14 protein-coding genes are annotated in these 17,329 nt (G+C 52.5%); 9 read left to right on the top strand and 5 right to left on the bottom strand.

What is annotated here, in order from left to right; translation table 11 throughout:
* The first annotated feature begins 3 nt into the window (after window positions 1-3).
* The 4 genes from B6A39_RS15705 (at window position 4) to B6A39_RS15690 (ending at window position 4,777) form a co-directional block, all read left to right on the top strand.
* Window positions 4-498 (top strand): pilus assembly PilX family protein, encoded by a 495-nt coding sequence (locus B6A39_RS15705; RefSeq protein WP_232318722.1) that lies wholly within the window; start codon window positions 4-6, stop codon window positions 496-498.
* 49 nt (window positions 499-547) lie between these two features.
* A complete protein-coding gene (locus B6A39_RS15700; protein ID WP_009722784.1) occupies window positions 548-1,570 on the top strand; it encodes a tryptophan--tRNA ligase in 1,023 nt (340 codons plus the stop codon).
* 137 nt (window positions 1,571-1,707) lie between these two features.
* Entirely contained in the window at window positions 1,708-2,919 is a 1,212-nt protein-coding gene (locus B6A39_RS15695) for a YeeE/YedE family protein (RefSeq protein ID WP_083007146.1), read from the top strand.
* Between the two features lie 178 nt (window positions 2,920-3,097).
* Window positions 3,098-4,777: an NAD-dependent malic enzyme gene (locus B6A39_RS15690; RefSeq protein WP_083007145.1), complete on the top strand. Its 1,680-nt coding sequence runs from the start codon at window positions 3,098-3,100 to the stop codon at window positions 4,775-4,777.
* 89 nt (window positions 4,778-4,866) lie between these two features.
* Here the strand turns inward: B6A39_RS15690 and acnA are convergent, their stop codons facing one another.
* The gene (acnA, locus tag B6A39_RS15685; protein WP_083007143.1) at window positions 4,867-7,599 is read right to left on the bottom strand and encodes an aconitate hydratase AcnA; all 2,733 of its coding nucleotides are present in this window, start codon (window positions 7,597-7,599) and stop codon (window positions 4,867-4,869) included.
* Window positions 7,600-7,871: 272 nt separating this feature from the next.
* Between acnA and trxB the strand changes: the two genes are divergently transcribed.
* Complete coding sequence (gene trxB, locus B6A39_RS15680; protein ID WP_083007141.1) at window positions 7,872-8,822, top strand: thioredoxin-disulfide reductase; 951 nt, start codon at window positions 7,872-7,874, stop codon at window positions 8,820-8,822.
* A 28-nt stretch (window positions 8,823-8,850) separates the two neighbouring features.
* Here the strand turns inward: trxB and B6A39_RS15675 are convergent, their stop codons facing one another.
* On the bottom strand, window positions 8,851-9,375 hold the full coding sequence (locus B6A39_RS15675; RefSeq protein WP_083007140.1) for a GspH/FimT family protein: 525 nt from the start codon (window positions 9,373-9,375) through the stop codon (window positions 8,851-8,853).
* 79 nt (window positions 9,376-9,454) lie between these two features.
* Between B6A39_RS15675 and thiO the strand changes: the two genes are divergently transcribed.
* Complete coding sequence (thiO, locus tag B6A39_RS15670) at window positions 9,455-10,570, top strand: glycine oxidase ThiO (protein ID WP_083007932.1); 1,116 nt, start codon at window positions 9,455-9,457, stop codon at window positions 10,568-10,570.
* Between the two features lie 5 nt (window positions 10,571-10,575).
* Here the strand turns inward: thiO and B6A39_RS15665 are convergent, their stop codons facing one another.
* A complete protein-coding gene (locus B6A39_RS15665) occupies window positions 10,576-10,842 on the bottom strand; it encodes a PP0621 family protein (RefSeq protein WP_009725034.1) in 267 nt (88 codons plus the stop codon).
* Between the two features lie 145 nt (window positions 10,843-10,987).
* Between B6A39_RS15665 and B6A39_RS15660 the strand changes: the two genes are divergently transcribed.
* Window positions 10,988-12,622: an NAD+ synthase gene (locus B6A39_RS15660; RefSeq protein ID WP_083007931.1), complete on the top strand. Its 1,635-nt coding sequence runs from the start codon at window positions 10,988-10,990 to the stop codon at window positions 12,620-12,622.
* 24 nt (window positions 12,623-12,646) lie between these two features.
* Here B6A39_RS15660 and B6A39_RS15655 read toward each other — a convergent pair whose 3' ends face one another.
* Both B6A39_RS15655 and B6A39_RS15650 read right to left on the bottom strand, forming a co-directional pair.
* Complete coding sequence (locus tag B6A39_RS15655; RefSeq protein ID WP_083007138.1) at window positions 12,647-14,356, bottom strand: methyl-accepting chemotaxis protein; 1,710 nt, start codon at window positions 14,354-14,356, stop codon at window positions 12,647-12,649.
* 222 nt (window positions 14,357-14,578) lie between these two features.
* Window positions 14,579-15,394 carry an outer membrane protein assembly factor BamD gene (locus B6A39_RS15650; RefSeq protein WP_083007137.1) on the bottom strand — a complete coding sequence of 272 codons (816 nt, stop codon included), beginning with the start codon at window positions 15,392-15,394 and terminating at the stop codon, window positions 14,579-14,581.
* A gap of 198 nt (window positions 15,395-15,592) precedes the next feature.
* Here B6A39_RS15650 and rluD point away from each other — a divergent pair, with 198 nt between their 5' ends.
* Entirely contained in the window at window positions 15,593-16,552 is a 960-nt protein-coding gene (gene rluD, locus B6A39_RS15645; protein WP_083007135.1) for a 23S rRNA pseudouridine(1911/1915/1917) synthase RluD, read from the top strand.
* Window positions 16,549-17,304: a peptidoglycan editing factor PgeF gene (pgeF, locus tag B6A39_RS15640; protein ID WP_083007134.1), complete on the top strand. Its 756-nt coding sequence runs from the start codon at window positions 16,549-16,551 to the stop codon at window positions 17,302-17,304. The genes rluD and pgeF overlap by 4 nt, the downstream gene beginning before the upstream one ends.
* The last annotated feature ends 25 nt before the right edge of the window (window positions 17,305-17,329 follow it).

The raw sequence follows: 17,329 nt of genomic DNA, 5'->3' as shown, positions 1-17,329 counted from the left end.
GATATGCAGCTTAGACAGCGACGGCAGGAGCAAGGCGCTGCGCTAGTTGTGGTGATGGCATTGTTAGCTAGCGCGTTGATTATTGGTGTTATCTGCGTGCAATCTGCGTTTGTGGACGAACGCTTAGCGAGCAATTATCGGGCATCGACGTTAGCGCAAATGCGCGCTGAAATAGCCGCCTCACATGCAGTGGCTTCCTTTAATCATTTGGAGTGGGGGGACAGCGTGCTCACCATCAATAGCAATCAAACGCTCCGCTGGGAAAATGTCGTAATGCATCCGTTAACCACGGTGCTTGGCGATGACTGCGAACACAATAGCTGCTTATTTCTTCCTGTTGAGCGTGACGGCCAACCTTGGGTAGTGGCGTTAGGTGCGGTTATTGCTAATGCCAGTACCGATAGTGAAACGCTGCTAGCGCAGAGCTTACCTGTGTTTATCAAAGTAGAAGAAGGGGAGGAAAGCCATCAGACAAAGGCGACGGTGGTTTGGCATTAAGTGTACAATGACTTACCTTTTTTGACCTTTATCCAGCTGGATCCACACTATGAGTCAGACAGCCAAAACCCGCGTGCTGACCGGGATTACCACGACCGGAACGCCACATCTTGGTAACTATGTGGGGGCTATTAAGCCTGCCATTGAGGCAAGCCAAGACCCCAACGTACAGTCGTTTTACTTCCTTGCTGACTATCACGCGCTGATCAAATGCCAAGACCCTAAGCGTGTGCAAGAGTCGCGTCTGGAAATTGCCGCCACGTGGCTTGCGCTAGGGCTAGATACCGATAACGCCATTTTTTATCGTCAGTCGGATATTGCTGAAATTCCCGAATTAATGTGGATGCTTTCTTGTGTGTGCGCCAAGGGGCTGATGAACCGCGCTCACGCATACAAAGCGGCGGTCGCTGAAAATGAAGAAGCCGGTGACCAAGATCCCGATAAAGGCGTCACCATGGGCTTGTTCGGTTACCCAGTGTTAATGGCCGCCGACATATTAATGTTTAATGCCAATAAAGTGCCGGTAGGGCGCGACCAAATTCAGCACATTGAAATGGCGCGTGATATCGCCGGACGTTTCAACCACATGTTTAAAGGCCAGTATTTTGTTCAGCCTGAAGCCGTTGTGGACGAAAAAGGGGAAGTATTGAAGGGCTTGGACGGTCGCAAAATGTCCAAAAGCTATAACAATACGATCCCGCTTTTCTCCAGCGAGAAAAAACTGCAGAAGCTGGTGCGCAAAATCAAAACCAACTCACTGGAACCCGGTGAGCCGAAAGACCCAGACACCTGCACGCTGTTCCAGATATTCTCAGCGTTCGCCAGCAATGAGGAAGCCGCTGCACTACGCGAGCAGTACGTGGCAGGTATCGGCTGGGGCGACGCTAAGAACCACGTGTTTGATTACTTGAATGCGCACCTAAGTGCTCCCCGCGAGCGTTACATCGCCCTCATGGAAGACCCCGCGCATATTGAAGCGGTGCTGCAAAAAGGTGCCGATCGCGCTAGAGAAGAAGCCGCCATTACCATGGATCGCTTACGTTCTGCGGTAGGTTTAGGGCGCTTTGTTTAATATTCTTTAAAAGCATATGCACTGCTGAATAAAGAATTTCCAGCGTTCTACAGCCAGCGTTAGGCTTATCATTATTGTCCAATTCAGCCAAGCGCCTGTTTCTAACAGGCGCTTTTGGCGTTGTTAGAAGGTGAGCTATGTCCACGATTTCTGCAGTGGCACCTAGTCAGAACCGGGTGCCATTACTCTCAACAGCAGCCATTGTGCTGGGCGCGGTGATTATCGGTGTCGTGTTCGGCGCGAACATTGGTCTATTAATGATTGTTGGCGGCTTGCTTGGGCTGGTGCTGTATCACGCGGCATTTGGCTTTACTGCTGCTTGGCGGGTATTTATCACCGAACGGCGGGGCCGTGGCTTGCGCGCCCAAATGGTGATGCTGGCGATTGCAGTGGTGCTGTTTTTTCCGGCGTTAAGCGCTGGTTCATTGTTTGGCACTAGTGTGAGTGGTTTTGTTGCGCCGATTGGTATTTCGGTCGTGGTGGGGGCGTTTATCTTTGGTGTGGGCATGCAGTTAGGTGGCGGATGTGCGTCGGGCACGCTGTTTACTGCAGGTGGTGGTAATGCACGAATGTTAATTACGCTGCTGTTCTTTATTGTTGGGTCGGTGATTGGTTCAGCGCATTTCACGTGGTGGCAGAGCTTGCCAGCATTTCAGCCTGTGTCGCTGGTGAATGTAGCAGGTGCTGGCGGTGGTATCGCGATTAGTTTGGTGCTGTTTGCGACGATTGCTGCGTTTACTGTGATTATGGAAAAGCGTCGTCATGGCCACTTGGAGCAGGCGCCGCTGGTCGATAAGCCGGGCAGCCAGCGCTGGTTAACGGGCCCATGGCCATTGATTGCTGGCGCAGTGGCGCTAGCGCTACTTAATTTCGCGACGTTAGCCCTTGCCGGTCGCCCCTGGGGCATTACCTCTGCGTTCGCGTTGTGGGGCGCGAAAGGGTTTGAACTCGTTGGTGGTGATGTCAGTCAGTGGGGCTATTGGCAAGCCCCTGGTAATGCAGCGGCATTAGAGGCGAGTGTGTGGAGTGATATCACGACGGTAATGAATGTTGGCATCATGCTGGGCGCGCTTGCCGCAGCGAGTTTAGCTGGGCGCTTTGCTCCCAACTTCCGCATTCCGTTTAAATCGCTATTAGCGGCTGTCATTGGTGGGATTATGCTGGGGTATGGCGCGCGATTAGCATTTGGTTGCAATATTGGCGCTTACTTTAGTGGCATTGCCTCTGGCAGTTTGCATGGCTGGCTATGGATGGTCGCGGCGTTCGCTGGCAACATGGTGGGCGTAAAGCTGCGGCCGTTGTTTTTTGATGGTGTTGAAGGTCGCAAACCCGTCGCCAAAAGCTGCTAGTGGTTGACCGCTTTCGATACTTTTTGAGAACGCCTTGGTAGCCTCCAAGGCGTTTTTTTGTTGCCATTATTTATGTCCCTCCCACCTTTGTCGTACTAGCATGTTACATTATGCGAAACGCCGCCAACGCCCAGCGTTGCTGCATTGCAATAGCAATCGACATAAAAAGAGAGTGCCTATGTCTACGATGAGTAAACGCCCCCTGTACATTCCTTACGCCGGTCCTTCTTTGCTTGAAATGCCGCTATTGAACAAAGGCAGCGCGTTTACTCAAGAGGAGCGGCTAGCGTTTAACTTGATTGGTTTGTTGCCGCAAAAAGTTGAGACCATTGACGAGCAATTGTCGAGGGCATATCGCCAGTATCAACAGTGTCATAGTGATTTAGAGAAGCATATTCATTTGCGTGCCATCCAAGACGATAATGAAACGCTTTACTTCCGCTTGGTCTCTCAGCATCTGGAAGAGATGCTACCCATTATTTATACCCCTACGGTTGGGCAGGCATGTCAGGAGTTCTCTAATATTTATCGCAATCACCGAGGGCTGTTCATCAGCTATCCGGATCGCGAGCATATGGATGATATCCTTCGTAGTGCCACCAAAGATAACGTTAAGGTGATTGTTGTCACCGATGGTGAACGGATTCTAGGACTGGGTGACCAGGGGATCGGTGGGATGGGCATTCCCATCGGTAAACTGGCGCTTTATACCGCCTGTGGTGGTATTAGCCCCGCCTATACGTTGCCGATTATGATTGATGTGGGTACTAACAATCAGGCATTGCTGGACGACCCTATGTACATGGGCTGGCGTCATGAGCGGGTTAGTCAGGAAGAGTACGATGCGTTTATGGCAGAGTTTATCACCGCTGTAAAACGTCGCTGGCCGAATGTACTACTTCAGTTCGAAGACTTTGCCCAGGCCAATGCGGTACCGCTTTTAGAGCGCTACCGTGACGATTTGTGCTGCTTTAATGACGATGTGCAAGGCACGGCTTCAGTGGTGGTGGGCACCTTAATGGCGGCGTGCCAGGCTCGCGATGAAACGATTGCACAGCAGCGCGTAGTGTTTGTCGGCGGTGGTTCGGCAGGGTGTGGTATTGCTGAGCAGGTGGTCGTGGCCATGCAAGCAGAAGGGCTGACTGAAAGCGAAGCACGGGCGCGGATATTTATTGTTGATCGAGATGGGCTGATGACGACTGATCAGCCTTGGCAGCGGGATTTCCAGCGCCGTTTGGCCCACGATTCTGAGCTGGTTGCGAACTGGAATGGTCAGGGGCTTGAAGAAACCATTGCCCAGATGAAGCCAACGATATTGATTGGTGTGTGCGGTAAGCGTGGTATTTTCACCGAACAAGTCGTGCGCACCATGCACGCGGGCTGCGAGCATCCGGTAATTATGCCGCTGTCCAATCCTACTTCTCAGGCAGAAGCGGTACCCGAAGATGTGATTCGCTGGACCGACGGCCAAGCGCTAGTCGCGACTGGCAGCCCGTTTGCCCCAGTTGTGTATAACGGTCGCACGTATCCAATTGCCCAGTGTAACAATGCCTATATCTTCCCCGGTATTGGCTTAGGTGTGATTGCAGCGAACGCTAATCGCGTGACTGATGAAATGTTGATGAGCGCCTCTCGGGCGCTAGCGCGTGAAGCACCGCTGGTGAAGGAGGGCAAGGGCGCATTGCTACCGCCGTTGTCGCGGATTCGTGACATTAGTAAATCGATTGCCTTTGAAGTCGCTGCCCAGGCCCAGCAAAACGGCGTGGCGCTTAAAACAAGCGGCACCGAATTACGTGAGCGTATCGAGAGAGCGTGCTGGTCGCCTGAATATCGTGTTTATCGCCGCAGGGCATTCTAAGTTTCATAACGAGAAGCGAAACAGCAAAGCGAGCGCAAAAAAAGCCCCCACCATGGTGGGGGCGATGCAAGCATTGGTAGGTTTTGCCTTTAAGCTGCGCCGATCATTTTGCGCAACACGTAGTGAAGGATACCACCGTGGCGGTAGTAAGCCAGCTCATTGACGGTATCAATTCGGCACTTGGCATCAACGGTGCGTTCCCCATCGTCATTTTTGATGACAATTTTCACGGTGCCACCTGGGCTTAAATCACTCAAGCCAGCAATTGAGATTTCTTCATCACCTGTCAATCCAAGCGTTTCACGGCTTTCACCTTCAGGGAACTGCAGCGGTACCACGCCCATTCCAATTAGGTTTGAACGATGAATACGTTCATAGGACTCGGCAATGACCGCGCGCACGCCCAATAAGCGGGTGCCTTTTGCTGCCCAATCCCGTGAAGAGCCGGTGCCATACTCTTTACCAGCAATCACCACTAGGGGGGTGCCTTCCTCCTTATATTTCATGGCGGCATCGTAAATTGCCATTTGCTCGCCGCTGGGTACATGTCGGGTTTCACCACCGACAACCCCGTCCAGCATTTCGTTTTTAATGCGCACGTTGGCAAATGTGCCACGCATCATTACTTCATGGTTACCTCGACGTGAGCCGTAGGAGTTGAAGTCGACGGGCTTAACGCCGTGCTCTTGCAGGTAACGACCCGCAGGGCTATCGGGCTTGATGGATCCAGCTGGGGAAATGTGGTCGGTCGTCACCGAGTCGCCTAGCAGGGCTAACACGCGGGCGTTTTCAACATCTTCAATGGCGTCCGGCTCACGCTCCATGCCTTCGAAAAACGGCGGGTGCTGAATGTAGGTAGATTCAGGCCACTGATAGACCTTGCTTTCAGGAACATTGATGGCTTTCCAGGTATCGTCGCCTTCAAATACCGCACCATACTCTTTGCGGAACATCTCAGTGTTGACCTGTTCAACCGCACTAGCGATATCTGCTTGAGAAGGCCAGATGTCTTTGAGATAAACCGGATTGCCGTCACTGTCCTGGCCAAGCGGGTCGGACGTTAAGTTGCACTGTACGTTCCCGGCTAACGCATAGGCGACCACCAAGGGCGGTGAGGCGAGCCAGTTCGTTTTGACTAGCGGGTGCACACGGCCTTCAAAGTTACGGTTGCCTGAAAGCACCGATGCCACGGCAAGATCGCCGCTATTGATCGCTTTTTCAATCTCATCGGGCAGCGGGCCAGAGTTGCCGATACACGTCGTGCAGCCATAACCTACTAAGTTAAAGCCCAGTGCATTCAGGTCATCGCTTAAGTTCGCAGCTGCTAAGTAATCGGTCACCACTTTTGAGCCGGGGGCAAGGGAGGTCTTAACCCAAGGCTTCGTGGTGAGCCCCTTGTTGCGTGCATTACGTGCCAGCAGCCCAGCCGCCATCATGACGCTGGGGTTGGAAGTGTTGGTACATGAGGTGATAGCGGCAATTACCACAGCGCCAGGGTCGAGGCTGAAATCCTTATCGTTAAGCTTAACGGCTTGGCTGGTGTCATGTTTAAAGCTCCGCTCAACCCCCACCGCAGTTTGGCCGCCTTCCGAAGAGAGTTTCCCTTTTGCGGTTGTGTCTGCGCTGGTGTCCTCTTTCATGAACTTGTCAAAGGCGGCGGCCATGTCTTTCAGTGCCACACGGTCTTGGGGGCGTTTCGGGCCGGCAAGACTCGCTTCTACCTCATCCATGTCGAGGCTGAGGGAGTCGGTAAAAATCGGCTCATCGCCAGGTTCGCGCCATAAGCCCTGTGTCTTGCTATAGGCCTCAACCAACGCAATTTGGTCATCTTCACGGCCGGTAAGACGCATGTAGTTGAGCGTTTCGTCGTCTACAGGGAAAAAGCCGCAGGTCGCGCCATATTCTGGTGCCATATTGGCAATCGTGGCACGGTCGGCCAGCGGCAAATCCTTAAGGCCGTCACCGTAGAATTCAACAAACTTACCTACCACGCCTTTTTTACGCAGCATCTCAGTAACGGTAAGCACCAGGTCGGTGGCGGTAATGCCTTCGCGCAGTTTGCCGTTAAGCTTGAAACCGACAACTTCTGGAATCAGCATCGAGACTGGCTGACCAAGCATGGCGGCTTCCGCTTCGATACCGCCGACGCCCCAGCCTAGTACGCCCAGGCCGTTGATCATAGTCGTGTGGGAGTCTGTGCCGACTAAGGTGTCTGGGTAGGCAAACGTCTGGCCATCCTGCTCTTTTGTCCACACTGCGCGGCCCAAGTACTCTAGGTTAACCTGATGGCAAATGCCGGTGCCGGGCGGTACAACGCTAAAGTTGTCGAACGCTTGCTGGCCCCAACGCAGAAACTCGTAGCGCTCACGGTTGCGCTGCATTTCGATATCGACGTTTTCTTGAAATGCGGCAGCATTACCGAATTTGTCGACCATCACCGAGTGGTCAATAACCAGATCAACAGGAGAAAGAGGGTTAATGCGGGCGGGATCTTCGCCGAGTTTCTCAACGGCAGCGCGCATAGAGGCAAGATCTACAACCCCTGGCACCCCGGTGAAATCTTGCATGAGGACACGGGCAGGGCGGTAGCCAATTTCACGGCTTGATTTGCCCTCTTTTTGCCAGTCCACAAGCGCCTGAACGTCCTCTTGATCAACACTTTCGTCATCGCCAAAGCGCAGCTGGTTTTCGAGCAGAATTTTGAGCGTTTTGGGTAGCCGGTCAATGTTGCCGAGCGCCTCGGCGGCTTTTGGCAGGCTATAGTAATGATACTGCTGGTTGCCTACTTCTAGGGTGGTGAGCGTATCGGGTATCTTGCCCATTGGTCTCTCCTTTGATTGCTTAGCCTGAAGCGAATTGCTGATCACAATTTGCTGATCGCAATGCTTAGGCGCGACGGTCACTGCTTTTCTTTAATGTGGCTTATCCCCAGTATGGCTTATCTTGTTAATAGCACATGGGTGTTTCACCCCCGGCTTTCAAGGCGTCTTCGCCTAATAGCGAAGGCTAACCCTTGTAATTGCTTGTACTTGACGCCATTTCAGGCAGACTCTCTTGCAAACGATATCTGCTCAATTGTGACAAAGGTGGTGTCATGGAAACGCGTCATGAACGTTTAATTATTCTTGGTTCCGGCCCTGCAGGATATACCGCAGCGGTGTATGCAGCCCGTGCTAACTTAAAGCCGCTGCTCATTACCGGCCTACAGGCAGGTGGCCAATTGACCACCACAACCGATGTCGATAACTGGCCCGGCGATGCACAAGGTGTTCAGGGGCCAGAGTTGATGGAGCGCATGAAGCAGCACGCTGAGCGTTTTAATACGGAAGTGTTGTTCGACCATATCAATGAGGTCAGCTTAGGTGAAAAGCCGTATACCTTAAAAGGGGACAGCGGAATTTATACGTGTGATGCGCTGATTATTGCCACCGGTGCTAGCGCACGCTATCTGGGCTTGCCAACCGAGCAGCAATTTATGGGGCAAGGGGTGTCTGCTTGTGCTACCTGCGATGGCTTCTTTTATCGCAACCAAGAAGTGATTGTGGTGGGTGGCGGTAATACTGCCGTTGAGGAGGCGCTGTATCTCTCAAATATCGCCTCTAAGGTTACATTGGTGCATCGTCGCGATACGCTGCGTGCTGAGAAAATCCTGCAGGACAAGCTGTTCGAGAAAGTCGAAGCAGGCAAAATTGCCCTTGAGTGGTTCTATGAAGTTGACGAGGTGCTGGGCGATAACACCGGTGTCACTGGCGTGCGCGTTAAGTCGACTAAAGACGGCTCTACCAAAGAGATTCACGCGCCAGGGTTGTTCATTGCTATCGGTCACAGCCCTAACACGGGGATTTTTGAAGGCCAACTGGAAATGAACGGTGGCTACATCCAGGTGAAATCAGGTCTTGAAGGCAATGCTACTGCAACCAGCGTGCCTGGCGTCTTTGCCTGTGGTGACGTGATGGATCATATTTACCGTCAGGCGATTACTTCTGCCGGTAGTGGTTGCATGGCAGCACTAGATGCCGAGCGCTACCTGGATGGCATTGCCTGAGTTAGTAATGGTTTAACGCCTGTCGAGATCAACAATCGGCGGGCGTTTCATCAATGCGCAGGCGACCCAGTCGGCTGAGCACGAGCACTTTACCTGGAGCGCTTGCCGCGCATATATAAAAGCGGCCATTGAAGCCGTTTGCGTGGCCAAGCGTGCTATAGCTCACACGCCGCCTATTGCGATTATAAGTGACAGTGGTTGTCTTCTCTTTAGGGAAGACGCGTATGACATCGCTGCTGGTGATTTGATTTGTCGCCTCCCCCTTGAAGACCAGTAACGCGTTACTCCAGTCACGGGTGCAGGCGTTTCTTTGCTTATTGGTTGGGCAAACCGTGGCCGTCTTACGCTGCGTAATCGCTGTGTTACGAGCCAGCGAAAAGGCAGACTGCAATCTGTTAATATCGGCGGTGACGGCTGTGTTTCGGCCAAGTGCTTGAAAGTTTGGCATTCCCCAGGTGGCTAATACTGAAATAAGCAGAAGAGCAATAATAAGTTCGATCAGGGTAAAGCCTTGGATATGCGTGTGGGGGGCGCCGTTATTGTTAGCTTGCATGGTGGCTCCAGGCGTGTGTGTTTTCTACAGCCTACCTCGCGGTGATCGATTTTTATGTAAGCCAAAGCGGACAAACGTTGTGAGCAATTTCTTAATTATCGGCGGTGGCGTGATCGGTATGATGACGGCGCTGCAGCTAGCAGATGCTGGCCAGCAAGTTACTTTAGTGGAACGCGGCATTTGCGGGCAGGAGTCTTCCTGGGCAGGTGGCGGTATTGTTTCGCCACTTTATCCATGGCGGTATGCGCCGCCAATCTCGCAACTTTCGCGCTGGTCAGAGGGCGTGTATCCCACGTTGTCGCTTCGCTTACTGGAAGAAACCGGTATTGATCCTGAGTATCGGCAAAAAGGGCTGCTTTATCTCAACGTTGACGATGCGGAAACGGCGCTTGGCTGGGCGAGAGGCTTAGCCAAGCCGCTGGAGCGTGTTAGCGCTGAGTTTGTTCATCAGAAGGAGCCCATGGTGGCAGCAGCGCAAGAGAGTGCGTTGTGGATGCCGACACTCGGCAGTGTGCGCAATCCACGCCTTGGGCAGGCGTTGCGCGCTCGGCTGCTGGCAATGCCGAACGTTGAGCTTAATGAAGGCTGCGAGGTGAGTCGTTTTATAACGCATGACCAGCAGGTGCTGGGCGTTGCGACTGCGCAAGGTGAGCTGCGCGCTGAAAAGGTGGTGGTGTGTGGTGGAGCCTGGACAGCCAAGCTGTTAGAAAGCTTAACGATTCGTCTGCCGGTACGCCCCGTAAAAGGCCAAATGATTGCTTATCAAGCGCCGCCAGGATTGGTGCAGCGCGTGGTATTGAAAGATGGTCGATATATTATCCCGCGTAGTGATGGGTTGCTGTTGGTAGGCTCAACCTTAGAAGAAGCGGGCTTTGATAAAACAACCGACAGTGAAGCGATGGCGTCACTCAAACAGACCGCTGAAAGTATCGTTCCTACGTTGGCAGATTACCCGGTTGCTTATCATTGGGCGGGGTTGCGTCCAGGCTCCCCGGATGGCATTCCATTTATTGGGGCATTGCCAGGGTGGTCTGATGTGTACGTCAATGCGGGCCACTATCGCAATGGGTTGGTGCTTGCACCCGCGTCTACCCATGTATTGGTTGATCAGCTATTAGGGCGCGAGCCACTTATCGACCCAGCACCCTTTCAGCCAACAGCAGATCGCTTGATGGCTGACATTGTTGGTCGGTAGCGTTGTTAGTCGCGGCTTTGCTTATCTTGTTGCTCTTGCAAAAAACGATCTCGATGAGCACTTGAGCAAAACCACTGTTCGCTATCGCGTAGGGCTTCCTCTTCTGGAACATGGACATCGCACCAGCGGCAGCGCACCATTTGTCCGCCTTCATGGCGTTCGGGTTCACTTTGTTGGTGGGAAAGTCTGCGTTCTCGGTAGAGACCATAAAGTTTCAGGCCCACATAGAACAACACGGCAAAAATAATCAGCCGAATGATCAAAAGGTTCATCCTCTATGTCTCCCATGGTGGGATGTAATAATGGCTAGAGTAACATGTGCGCTGGCTAACCTTTGCCTGTTGGCAGCCCTTGCGTGACAATGTGCTTAGGTTAGCGGCAACGTGTTCTAAAGATTCTCAAGAGATTTTAACGCCCATGCAAGACTTAACGCTGGTAATGGCCCAACTCGACCCTTTAGTGGGAGATATTCCCGGCAATGCTGCACGCGCCATTGAAGCGGTGCGCGAAGCGAGGATCGAGCATGGGGCGGATATTGTTGTCTTCCCAGAGCTTTTCTTGTCTGGTTACCCCCCGGAAGATCTGTTGCTTCGCCCATCGATGGAAGCTCGCTTGCGTGAAGCGCGGGCGAAGATGGCAGAAAAAATCGCTCGTGATGTATTGGTGATTATTGGTTATCCAGGCGTGCGTGAAGGTGAGCGGTATAACCTGGCAGGTGTACTGTATAACGGCCAATGGGAAGCGGAGTATGCCAAGCAGGCACTGCCGAACTATCAGGTGTTTGATGAGCAGCGTTACTTTACGCCTGGCACCAAACCGCTGGTTTACGAGCATAAAGGTGCCAAATTAGGTCTGCTGATTTGTGAAGACCTTTGGGAAGGTACGCCGGTTAATGCTGCCCGTGAAGCAGGCGCAGAAGTGCTGATCAGCTTAAACGCCTCTCCCTATCATCAGGATAAGCCCAGCGAGCGCCTGCGCCTGTTAGAGCAGCGTGCCCAGGATGTAAATCGGCCGATTGTGTATGTGAACACTATCGGTGGTCAGGATGAGCTGGTTTTTGACGGTGGCTCTAGTTGTGTGGACGCTCAAGGCGAACTCAAAGTACTGGCGCCTTCTTGGCAAGCTGGCTTAATGCCCGTTCAACTGCTGCAAACGAGCGCTGATACGTGGGAACCCCAAGTGGGTGAAATTGAGCCAGAAGTTGAGCCTGAAGAGAGTCTTTACTGTGCGTTGGTCACAGGTCTGCGTGACTACGTCAATAAAAGTGGTTTTAAAGGCGTTGTGCTAGGGCTTTCCGGAGGCATCGATTCGGCACTTTCTTTAGCGATTGCCGTCGATGCGTTAGGCCCTCAGCGTGTGCAAGCAGTGATGATGCCTTATCACTATACGGCGGATATCTCTAAACAGGACGCTGCTGAGCAGGCTGACATGCTAGGCGTCCATTATGACGTAATGCCCATCGAGCCGATGGTCGAGGCGTTTATGGGCACTTTGGCAGAAAGTTTCGCGGGCACAGAGCGGGATACCACTGAAGAGAACCTGCAGTCGCGTTGTCGCGGTGTTCTGCTGATGGCGATCTCCAATAAGAAAGGCCTGATGGTGCTTACTACTGGCAATAAAAGCGAAATGGCAGTGGGTTACGCCACGCTTTATGGCGACATGGTGGGGGGCTATAACGCCATCAAAGACGTCTACAAAACCTGGGTGTACCGTTTGGCCCGCTGGCGCAATACCCAATCGCCTGCTATTCCAGAGCGAGTGATTGAGCGTCCGCCCAGTGCGGAGCTGGCGCCCGACCAGCAAGACAGTGACTCATTGCCTGATTACGATGTACTAGACGCCATTCTGGTGAGCTATATCGAAGGCGATATGAGTGCTGAGGCAATTATTGCTGCTGGGTTTGATGAGGAAGATGTTTATAAAGTAGTTAAGCTTGTTGATCGCTGTGAATATAAGCGCCGACAGGCGCCGGTCGGAGTGCGGGTCACGCCCAGAGGATTTGGGCGTGACCGGCGTTACCCGATTGTTAATGGCTGGCAGCCTGGCGATTAGAGTGTCAGCGTTTGCTCGATTGGCTTAAAAACTGTCCCACGCAGATTCGGCGGGTTGGCGCTTTAAGGCTGGTAAGCTTGGAGCGTTATTCGTCGCCGGATTTTGTGTCTGGCGGGTGCTTGTCACTGTTTGCGCATGGGCATTTTGTTGGCTGGCTGGTAACTTGAAAACGCTCATAGCATGTAACAATTGGTGTGCGTTTTGGCGTAAATGATTCGCAGCATTTGCGCTCTCTTCCACAAGCGCAGCGTTTTGCTGGGTCACTTGATCCATCTCGGTGATCGCTTGGCCAACTTCTTGTACCCCCGTACTCTGTTCAGCGCTAGCATGACTAATTTCCTGCATAATCTTGGTCACTCGCTCAATCGCTGCCACAATATCTTCGGTTGATTTGCTGGCCTCTTCAGCGCGTGCGTTGCCATGGTTGACTCGCTCCAAGTTATTAGAAATCAAATCGTTTATTTCTCTTGCGGCATCAGCGCTGCGTTGCGCGAGTTTACGAACTTCCTCTGCAACCACGGCAAACCCACGACCATGCTCCCCAGCCCGAGCAGCTTCTACAGAGGCATTCAAGGCAAGAATGTTGGTTTGAAAAGCAATGGCATCAATGGTTGAAATAATGCCAGCGATTTCTTGCGAGCTTTTGTTGAGGTCGTTCATGGTAGCGACTACTTGATGCACGGCTTCGCCGCCTTGGGTCGCGGTTTTTGAAGCACTGGCGGCTTCCTGGCTGGCTTGCTGTGAATTGTCTGCGTTGAGTTTGACCGTGCTGTTGAGTTGCTCCATTGCTGACGCTGTTTCTGCTAGTGCGCTGGCCTGTTCTTCAGTGCGTGAAGAGAGGTCGTTATTCCCTTCAGCAATTTGTTCACTATTGGATGCCACCGCCTCTGCTGACGAGCGAACTTGCGCCACGATAGCTTGCAGTTGTTTAGACATCGCTACTTGTGATGCCATGATACTGCTGGTATCGCCTTTTTTGAGGTACGGTTGAGTTGTCAGTTCGCCGCGCCCGATAGCTTCCGCAAACACTTTCACTTGATGGGGTTCTGCGCCTAATTCGCGAAGCAGCTGACGTGATAAAAATATCGCAATCGCCCCGCCAATCAACACGGCAAACAGTGTCAGCCCCAGCATTTGTAGTTGAAACCCTGATGCGGTGCTACGAGCAGCGGCGGTGGAAGCGTTATTAATCTGTTCCTGCAGGTTGATAAACTGATTGATGCGGTTAAGCCACTCGGCATAGGCCGGGCCAGCTTGCTCTAGCGTCAAGGTTTGAGCGCGACTAAGGGCGTTAGCAGTGTTGGCATCGAGCACTTGCTGGGTAAGCGCTTGGGTGGTTTCTGACTGGCTGTTGATAGTAGAAAGAATGCTTTGCTCTTGGGGCGTTGTATCGGTTTCGCCCATGACCCGCTGCATGCTTTCAATCGCTGTATCGTAGTTGGCAGCTAGCCTTCTCATCTCTTCATTTAGTGTCGTCAGGCGGCTGGCATCCGTCGTCATAACGATGTCGCGTAGCGCAATGGCACGGTCGTGAACACTGCCGCGCATATCAACTGCGAAGCGCTGTTTAGCGCCGTTCACGTCATTGATTGACGTCAATCCACGGTCAATTTGGTTAACTTGATAAATACCGATAGCTGTTAAAAGAACAAGTAATGCAAGCACGGTAGAAAAAGCAAATGTGAGACGGGTGCTGATATTGGTTTCTGAAAACCAAGATTTGGGGGCGGGCATCCAATGAACTCCAAGCAGGCGCTTTATTATTTAGGTGAAAGAAATATAGTTCCTTGCATAATATTTGTACAACTTATTTTTTAGATATAGAGGTTTTTTTATTTTGTTAACATCATGTAAGTAAAAGTTTTTTGTAGGTAAAACAAAAAACCACGCCGAGGCGTGGTTTTTTGATAAGCGTTTTGTACAGCTCTGTATGAGTCAAGGCTGCCTAAAACGGCATTAATTATCTGCGTTACCATGTTTGGGCATAAAGCGATTGCCTCGTAGCTGCTCATGGTCTGGCGCATTTTCTCGTAGAACGACAAGCACTTCATTGGCGCGATCGTCCATACCAAGTCCTTGATAGCCTTCTACCATGGTTGCTAGTGCGTCGCGTGTTGCGCTGGACTCAGGGTAGTTTTCAATTACCCAGCGGCCGCGTTCTACGGCGGCCAGAAAGGCGCCGCGACGTAGGTAGTAGTCTGCAACGTGTAGCTCATGGCGTGCCAGTAGCTCACGCAGATAAACAATGCGTTGCTGGGCATCCGGTGCATATTCGCTTTGGGGGAAGCGCTGAATTAATTCGCGGAAGTCGTTGTAAGCATCCCGTGAAGCACCTAAGTCGCGCTTGGAAATATCAATCAGGCGCAAACGCTCGAGGCTAAATCGACCTGCCTGCCAAGCAGAAAGACCGCGAAGGTAGTAGGCGTAATCCGCTTGTGGATGATCCGGGTGCAAGCGAATAAAGCGGCTAGCAGCGGCGCGTGCCTCTTCCCAGTTGCTGTTTTCGTAGTAAGCGTAAATCAGTTCAAGCTGAGCTTGTTCGGCATGGGGGCCAAACGGGTAGCGAGTATCGAGTGCTTCCAGTCGCTCAATGGCAATCGGAAAGCGGTTGCTATCCAGCGCTGTGCGTGCAAGCTCATAGAGCTCACGTTCTTGCACACCCGAGAATTCGTCCTCTTCTTCAGGTGTGGTGTCGTTACTGGCACAGCCTGCCAGAAGGGCAAGACTTAAGGCTAGAACGCCAAAGCGGTTGGCAGCGGAAAAAGCGCGCATCATCATCCTCGTTGCAAACAAGCCTCAATCACCGAAAAGCGACGATGGCCATAAGTAGAAATGGTAGAATAGGTCGCAGTCCGCCCACTATAAATCACCTAGACGCAAAACGCAGGCTTAGCGACACTCCATTACTGCTTGAAGAGTTAAGCAGCATTAAATAGTGGCAAAGTCGTTTGCGTCTTAAAGAGGTTGTTCATGTCTCGTATTGTTGAAGCCACGCAGCGGGTACCCGCGACATTAGCAGGCGCGCGTTTAGACCAAGCCGCAGCTGAGTTGTTCAGCGATTATTCCCGCGAGCGTTTGAAAGCGTGGATCAACGCCGGTGAGCTCACCGTCGACGGCGCTAAAGTAAAACCTAAGGCCAAGCTGCACGGCCACGAAATATTAGCGCTAAAAGCGACTATTGAAGACGATACGCGTTTTGAGCCCCAAGATATTCCGCTTGATATCGTTTATGAAGACGACGCGGTGATGGTCATCAACAAGGCCGCTGGCATGGTGGTTCATCCCGCCGCGGGGAATCCCGACGGCACGTTGTTGAATGCGTTGCTTCATCATCATCCTGCACTGGCAGAAGTGCCCCGGGCAGGAATAGTCCATCGCCTTGATAAAGACACCACTGGCTTGATGATGGTGGCAAAAACATTACCCGCACAAACGACGTTGGTTGATCAACTACAGGCACGCAGCGTTTCTCGTCAATATGATGCAGTAGTAATTGGTAAGCCTGTGTCGGGTAGCACTATTGACGCGCCCATTGGACGGCACCCAAAAGACCGCAAGCGCCAAGCGGTTACGGCCTCCGGAAAACCCGCAGTCACTCACTTCCGGGTAGTTGAGCGTTTTCGCGCGCATACCCATGTGCGTTGCCAGTTAGAAACCGGACGTACCCATCAAATTCGCGTTCATATGGCTCATGCCCGCTACCCGTTGATTGGCGATCCGCTCTATAGTGGCCGTGCTAAGCTGCCTCCGGGCGCTGCTGCACCGTTAAAAGAGATTTTGCGTGAATTTCCGCGTCAGGCACTGCATGCTCGGAAGCTTAGCTTTGTGCATCCGGTGAGTGGTGAAACGCTTACGTTTCATGCTGACTTGCCCGATGATCTACTGATGTTGTTGGATTACCTGCGCGAAGATAGTGAGACCATGAGATGAGCGACGCGATTGATCTAAAGCCCACGCTACTGTTACCTGATTGGCCAGCCCCCGCGAATGTGCGGGCGTTTGTGACCACTCGGGAAACAGGGCCGAGCCAAGATGATTTTGCAGCTTTCAATCCAGCGAACCACGTAGGCGATAATGCTGATCACGTCGCGCTATGTCGACGTTTGCTGCATAAAGAAATAGGCGATGATCGACCGCTACTGTGGCTTAACCAAACCCATGGCGCACGCGTCCAGCAGGCGTACCAAGACGATATGCCGGAAGCAGACGCCTCGGTTGCCAGCAGCAACGACTATGCCTGTGTAGTGTTAACTGCAGACTGCTTGCCGGTGATGTTCTGCAATCGTCAAGGGTCCCAGGTAGCTGTTGCCCATGCGGGTTGGCGCGGGCTAGCGGGCGGCGTGTTGGAAGCGACCGTCGCCGCGATGAACTGCGATCCAGGCGATATTTTGGTATGGCTCGGGCCGGCTATTTCAAATGCTCAGTTTGAGGTCGGACCCGAAGTGTATGGTGCCTTTGTTGCGGTACACCCTGAGACCGCCGAAGCGTTTGACCACAGCCCCTATCGACTTGGCCACTATATGGCGGATCTTTATCGCTTGGCGCGTTTTCGTCTAGAAGCGTTGGGGATTCACCATATCAGTGGCGGCCACTTCTGTACCGCCTGCGAATCGCGCTTTTACTCCTACCGCCGAGACAATGGCAGCACTGGACGCATGGCAAGTGTGATCTGGGTCAATTAAGCAGCGCTATTCCTTCGAGCTTGTT

The sequence above is a fragment of the Halomonas sp. GT genome (assembly GCF_002082565.1).
Classification (GTDB): Bacteria; Pseudomonadota; Gammaproteobacteria; order Pseudomonadales; family Halomonadaceae; genus Vreelandella.
This window is presented reverse-complemented; position numbering and strand designations above follow the sequence as displayed.

What these genes read in the sequence shown, in the direction of transcription:
- B6A39_RS15705 (WP_232318722.1), top strand. Translation starts at nt 4, where the DNA reads ATGCAGCTTAGACAGCGACGGCAGGAGCAAGGCGCTGCGCTAGTTGTG.
- B6A39_RS15700 (WP_009722784.1), top strand. Translation starts at nt 548, where the DNA reads ATGAGTCAGACAGCCAAAACCCGCGTGCTGACCGGGATTACCACGACC.
- B6A39_RS15695 (WP_083007146.1), top strand. Translation starts at nt 1,708, where the DNA reads ATGTCCACGATTTCTGCAGTGGCACCTAGTCAGAACCGGGTGCCATTA.
- B6A39_RS15690 (WP_083007145.1), top strand. Translation starts at nt 3,098, where the DNA reads ATGTCTACGATGAGTAAACGCCCCCTGTACATTCCTTACGCCGGTCCT.
- acnA (WP_083007143.1), bottom strand. Translation starts at nt 7,599, where the DNA reads ATGGGCAAGATACCCGATACGCTCACCACCCTAGAAGTAGGCAACCAG.
- trxB (WP_083007141.1), top strand. Translation starts at nt 7,872, where the DNA reads ATGGAAACGCGTCATGAACGTTTAATTATTCTTGGTTCCGGCCCTGCA.
- B6A39_RS15675 (WP_083007140.1), bottom strand. Translation starts at nt 9,375, where the DNA reads ATGCAAGCTAACAATAACGGCGCCCCCCACACGCATATCCAAGGCTTT.
- B6A39_RS15665 (WP_009725034.1), bottom strand. Translation starts at nt 10,842, where the DNA reads ATGAACCTTTTGATCATTCGGCTGATTATTTTTGCCGTGTTGTTCTAT.
- B6A39_RS15660 (WP_083007931.1), top strand. Translation starts at nt 10,988, where the DNA reads ATGCAAGACTTAACGCTGGTAATGGCCCAACTCGACCCTTTAGTGGGA.
- B6A39_RS15655 (WP_083007138.1), bottom strand. Translation starts at nt 14,356, where the DNA reads ATGCCCGCCCCCAAATCTTGGTTTTCAGAAACCAATATCAGCACCCGT.
- B6A39_RS15650 (WP_083007137.1), bottom strand. Translation starts at nt 15,394, where the DNA reads ATGCGCGCTTTTTCCGCTGCCAACCGCTTTGGCGTTCTAGCCTTAAGT.
- rluD (WP_083007135.1), top strand. Translation starts at nt 15,593, where the DNA reads ATGTCTCGTATTGTTGAAGCCACGCAGCGGGTACCCGCGACATTAGCA.
- pgeF (WP_083007134.1), top strand. Translation starts at nt 16,549, where the DNA reads ATGAGCGACGCGATTGATCTAAAGCCCACGCTACTGTTACCTGATTGG.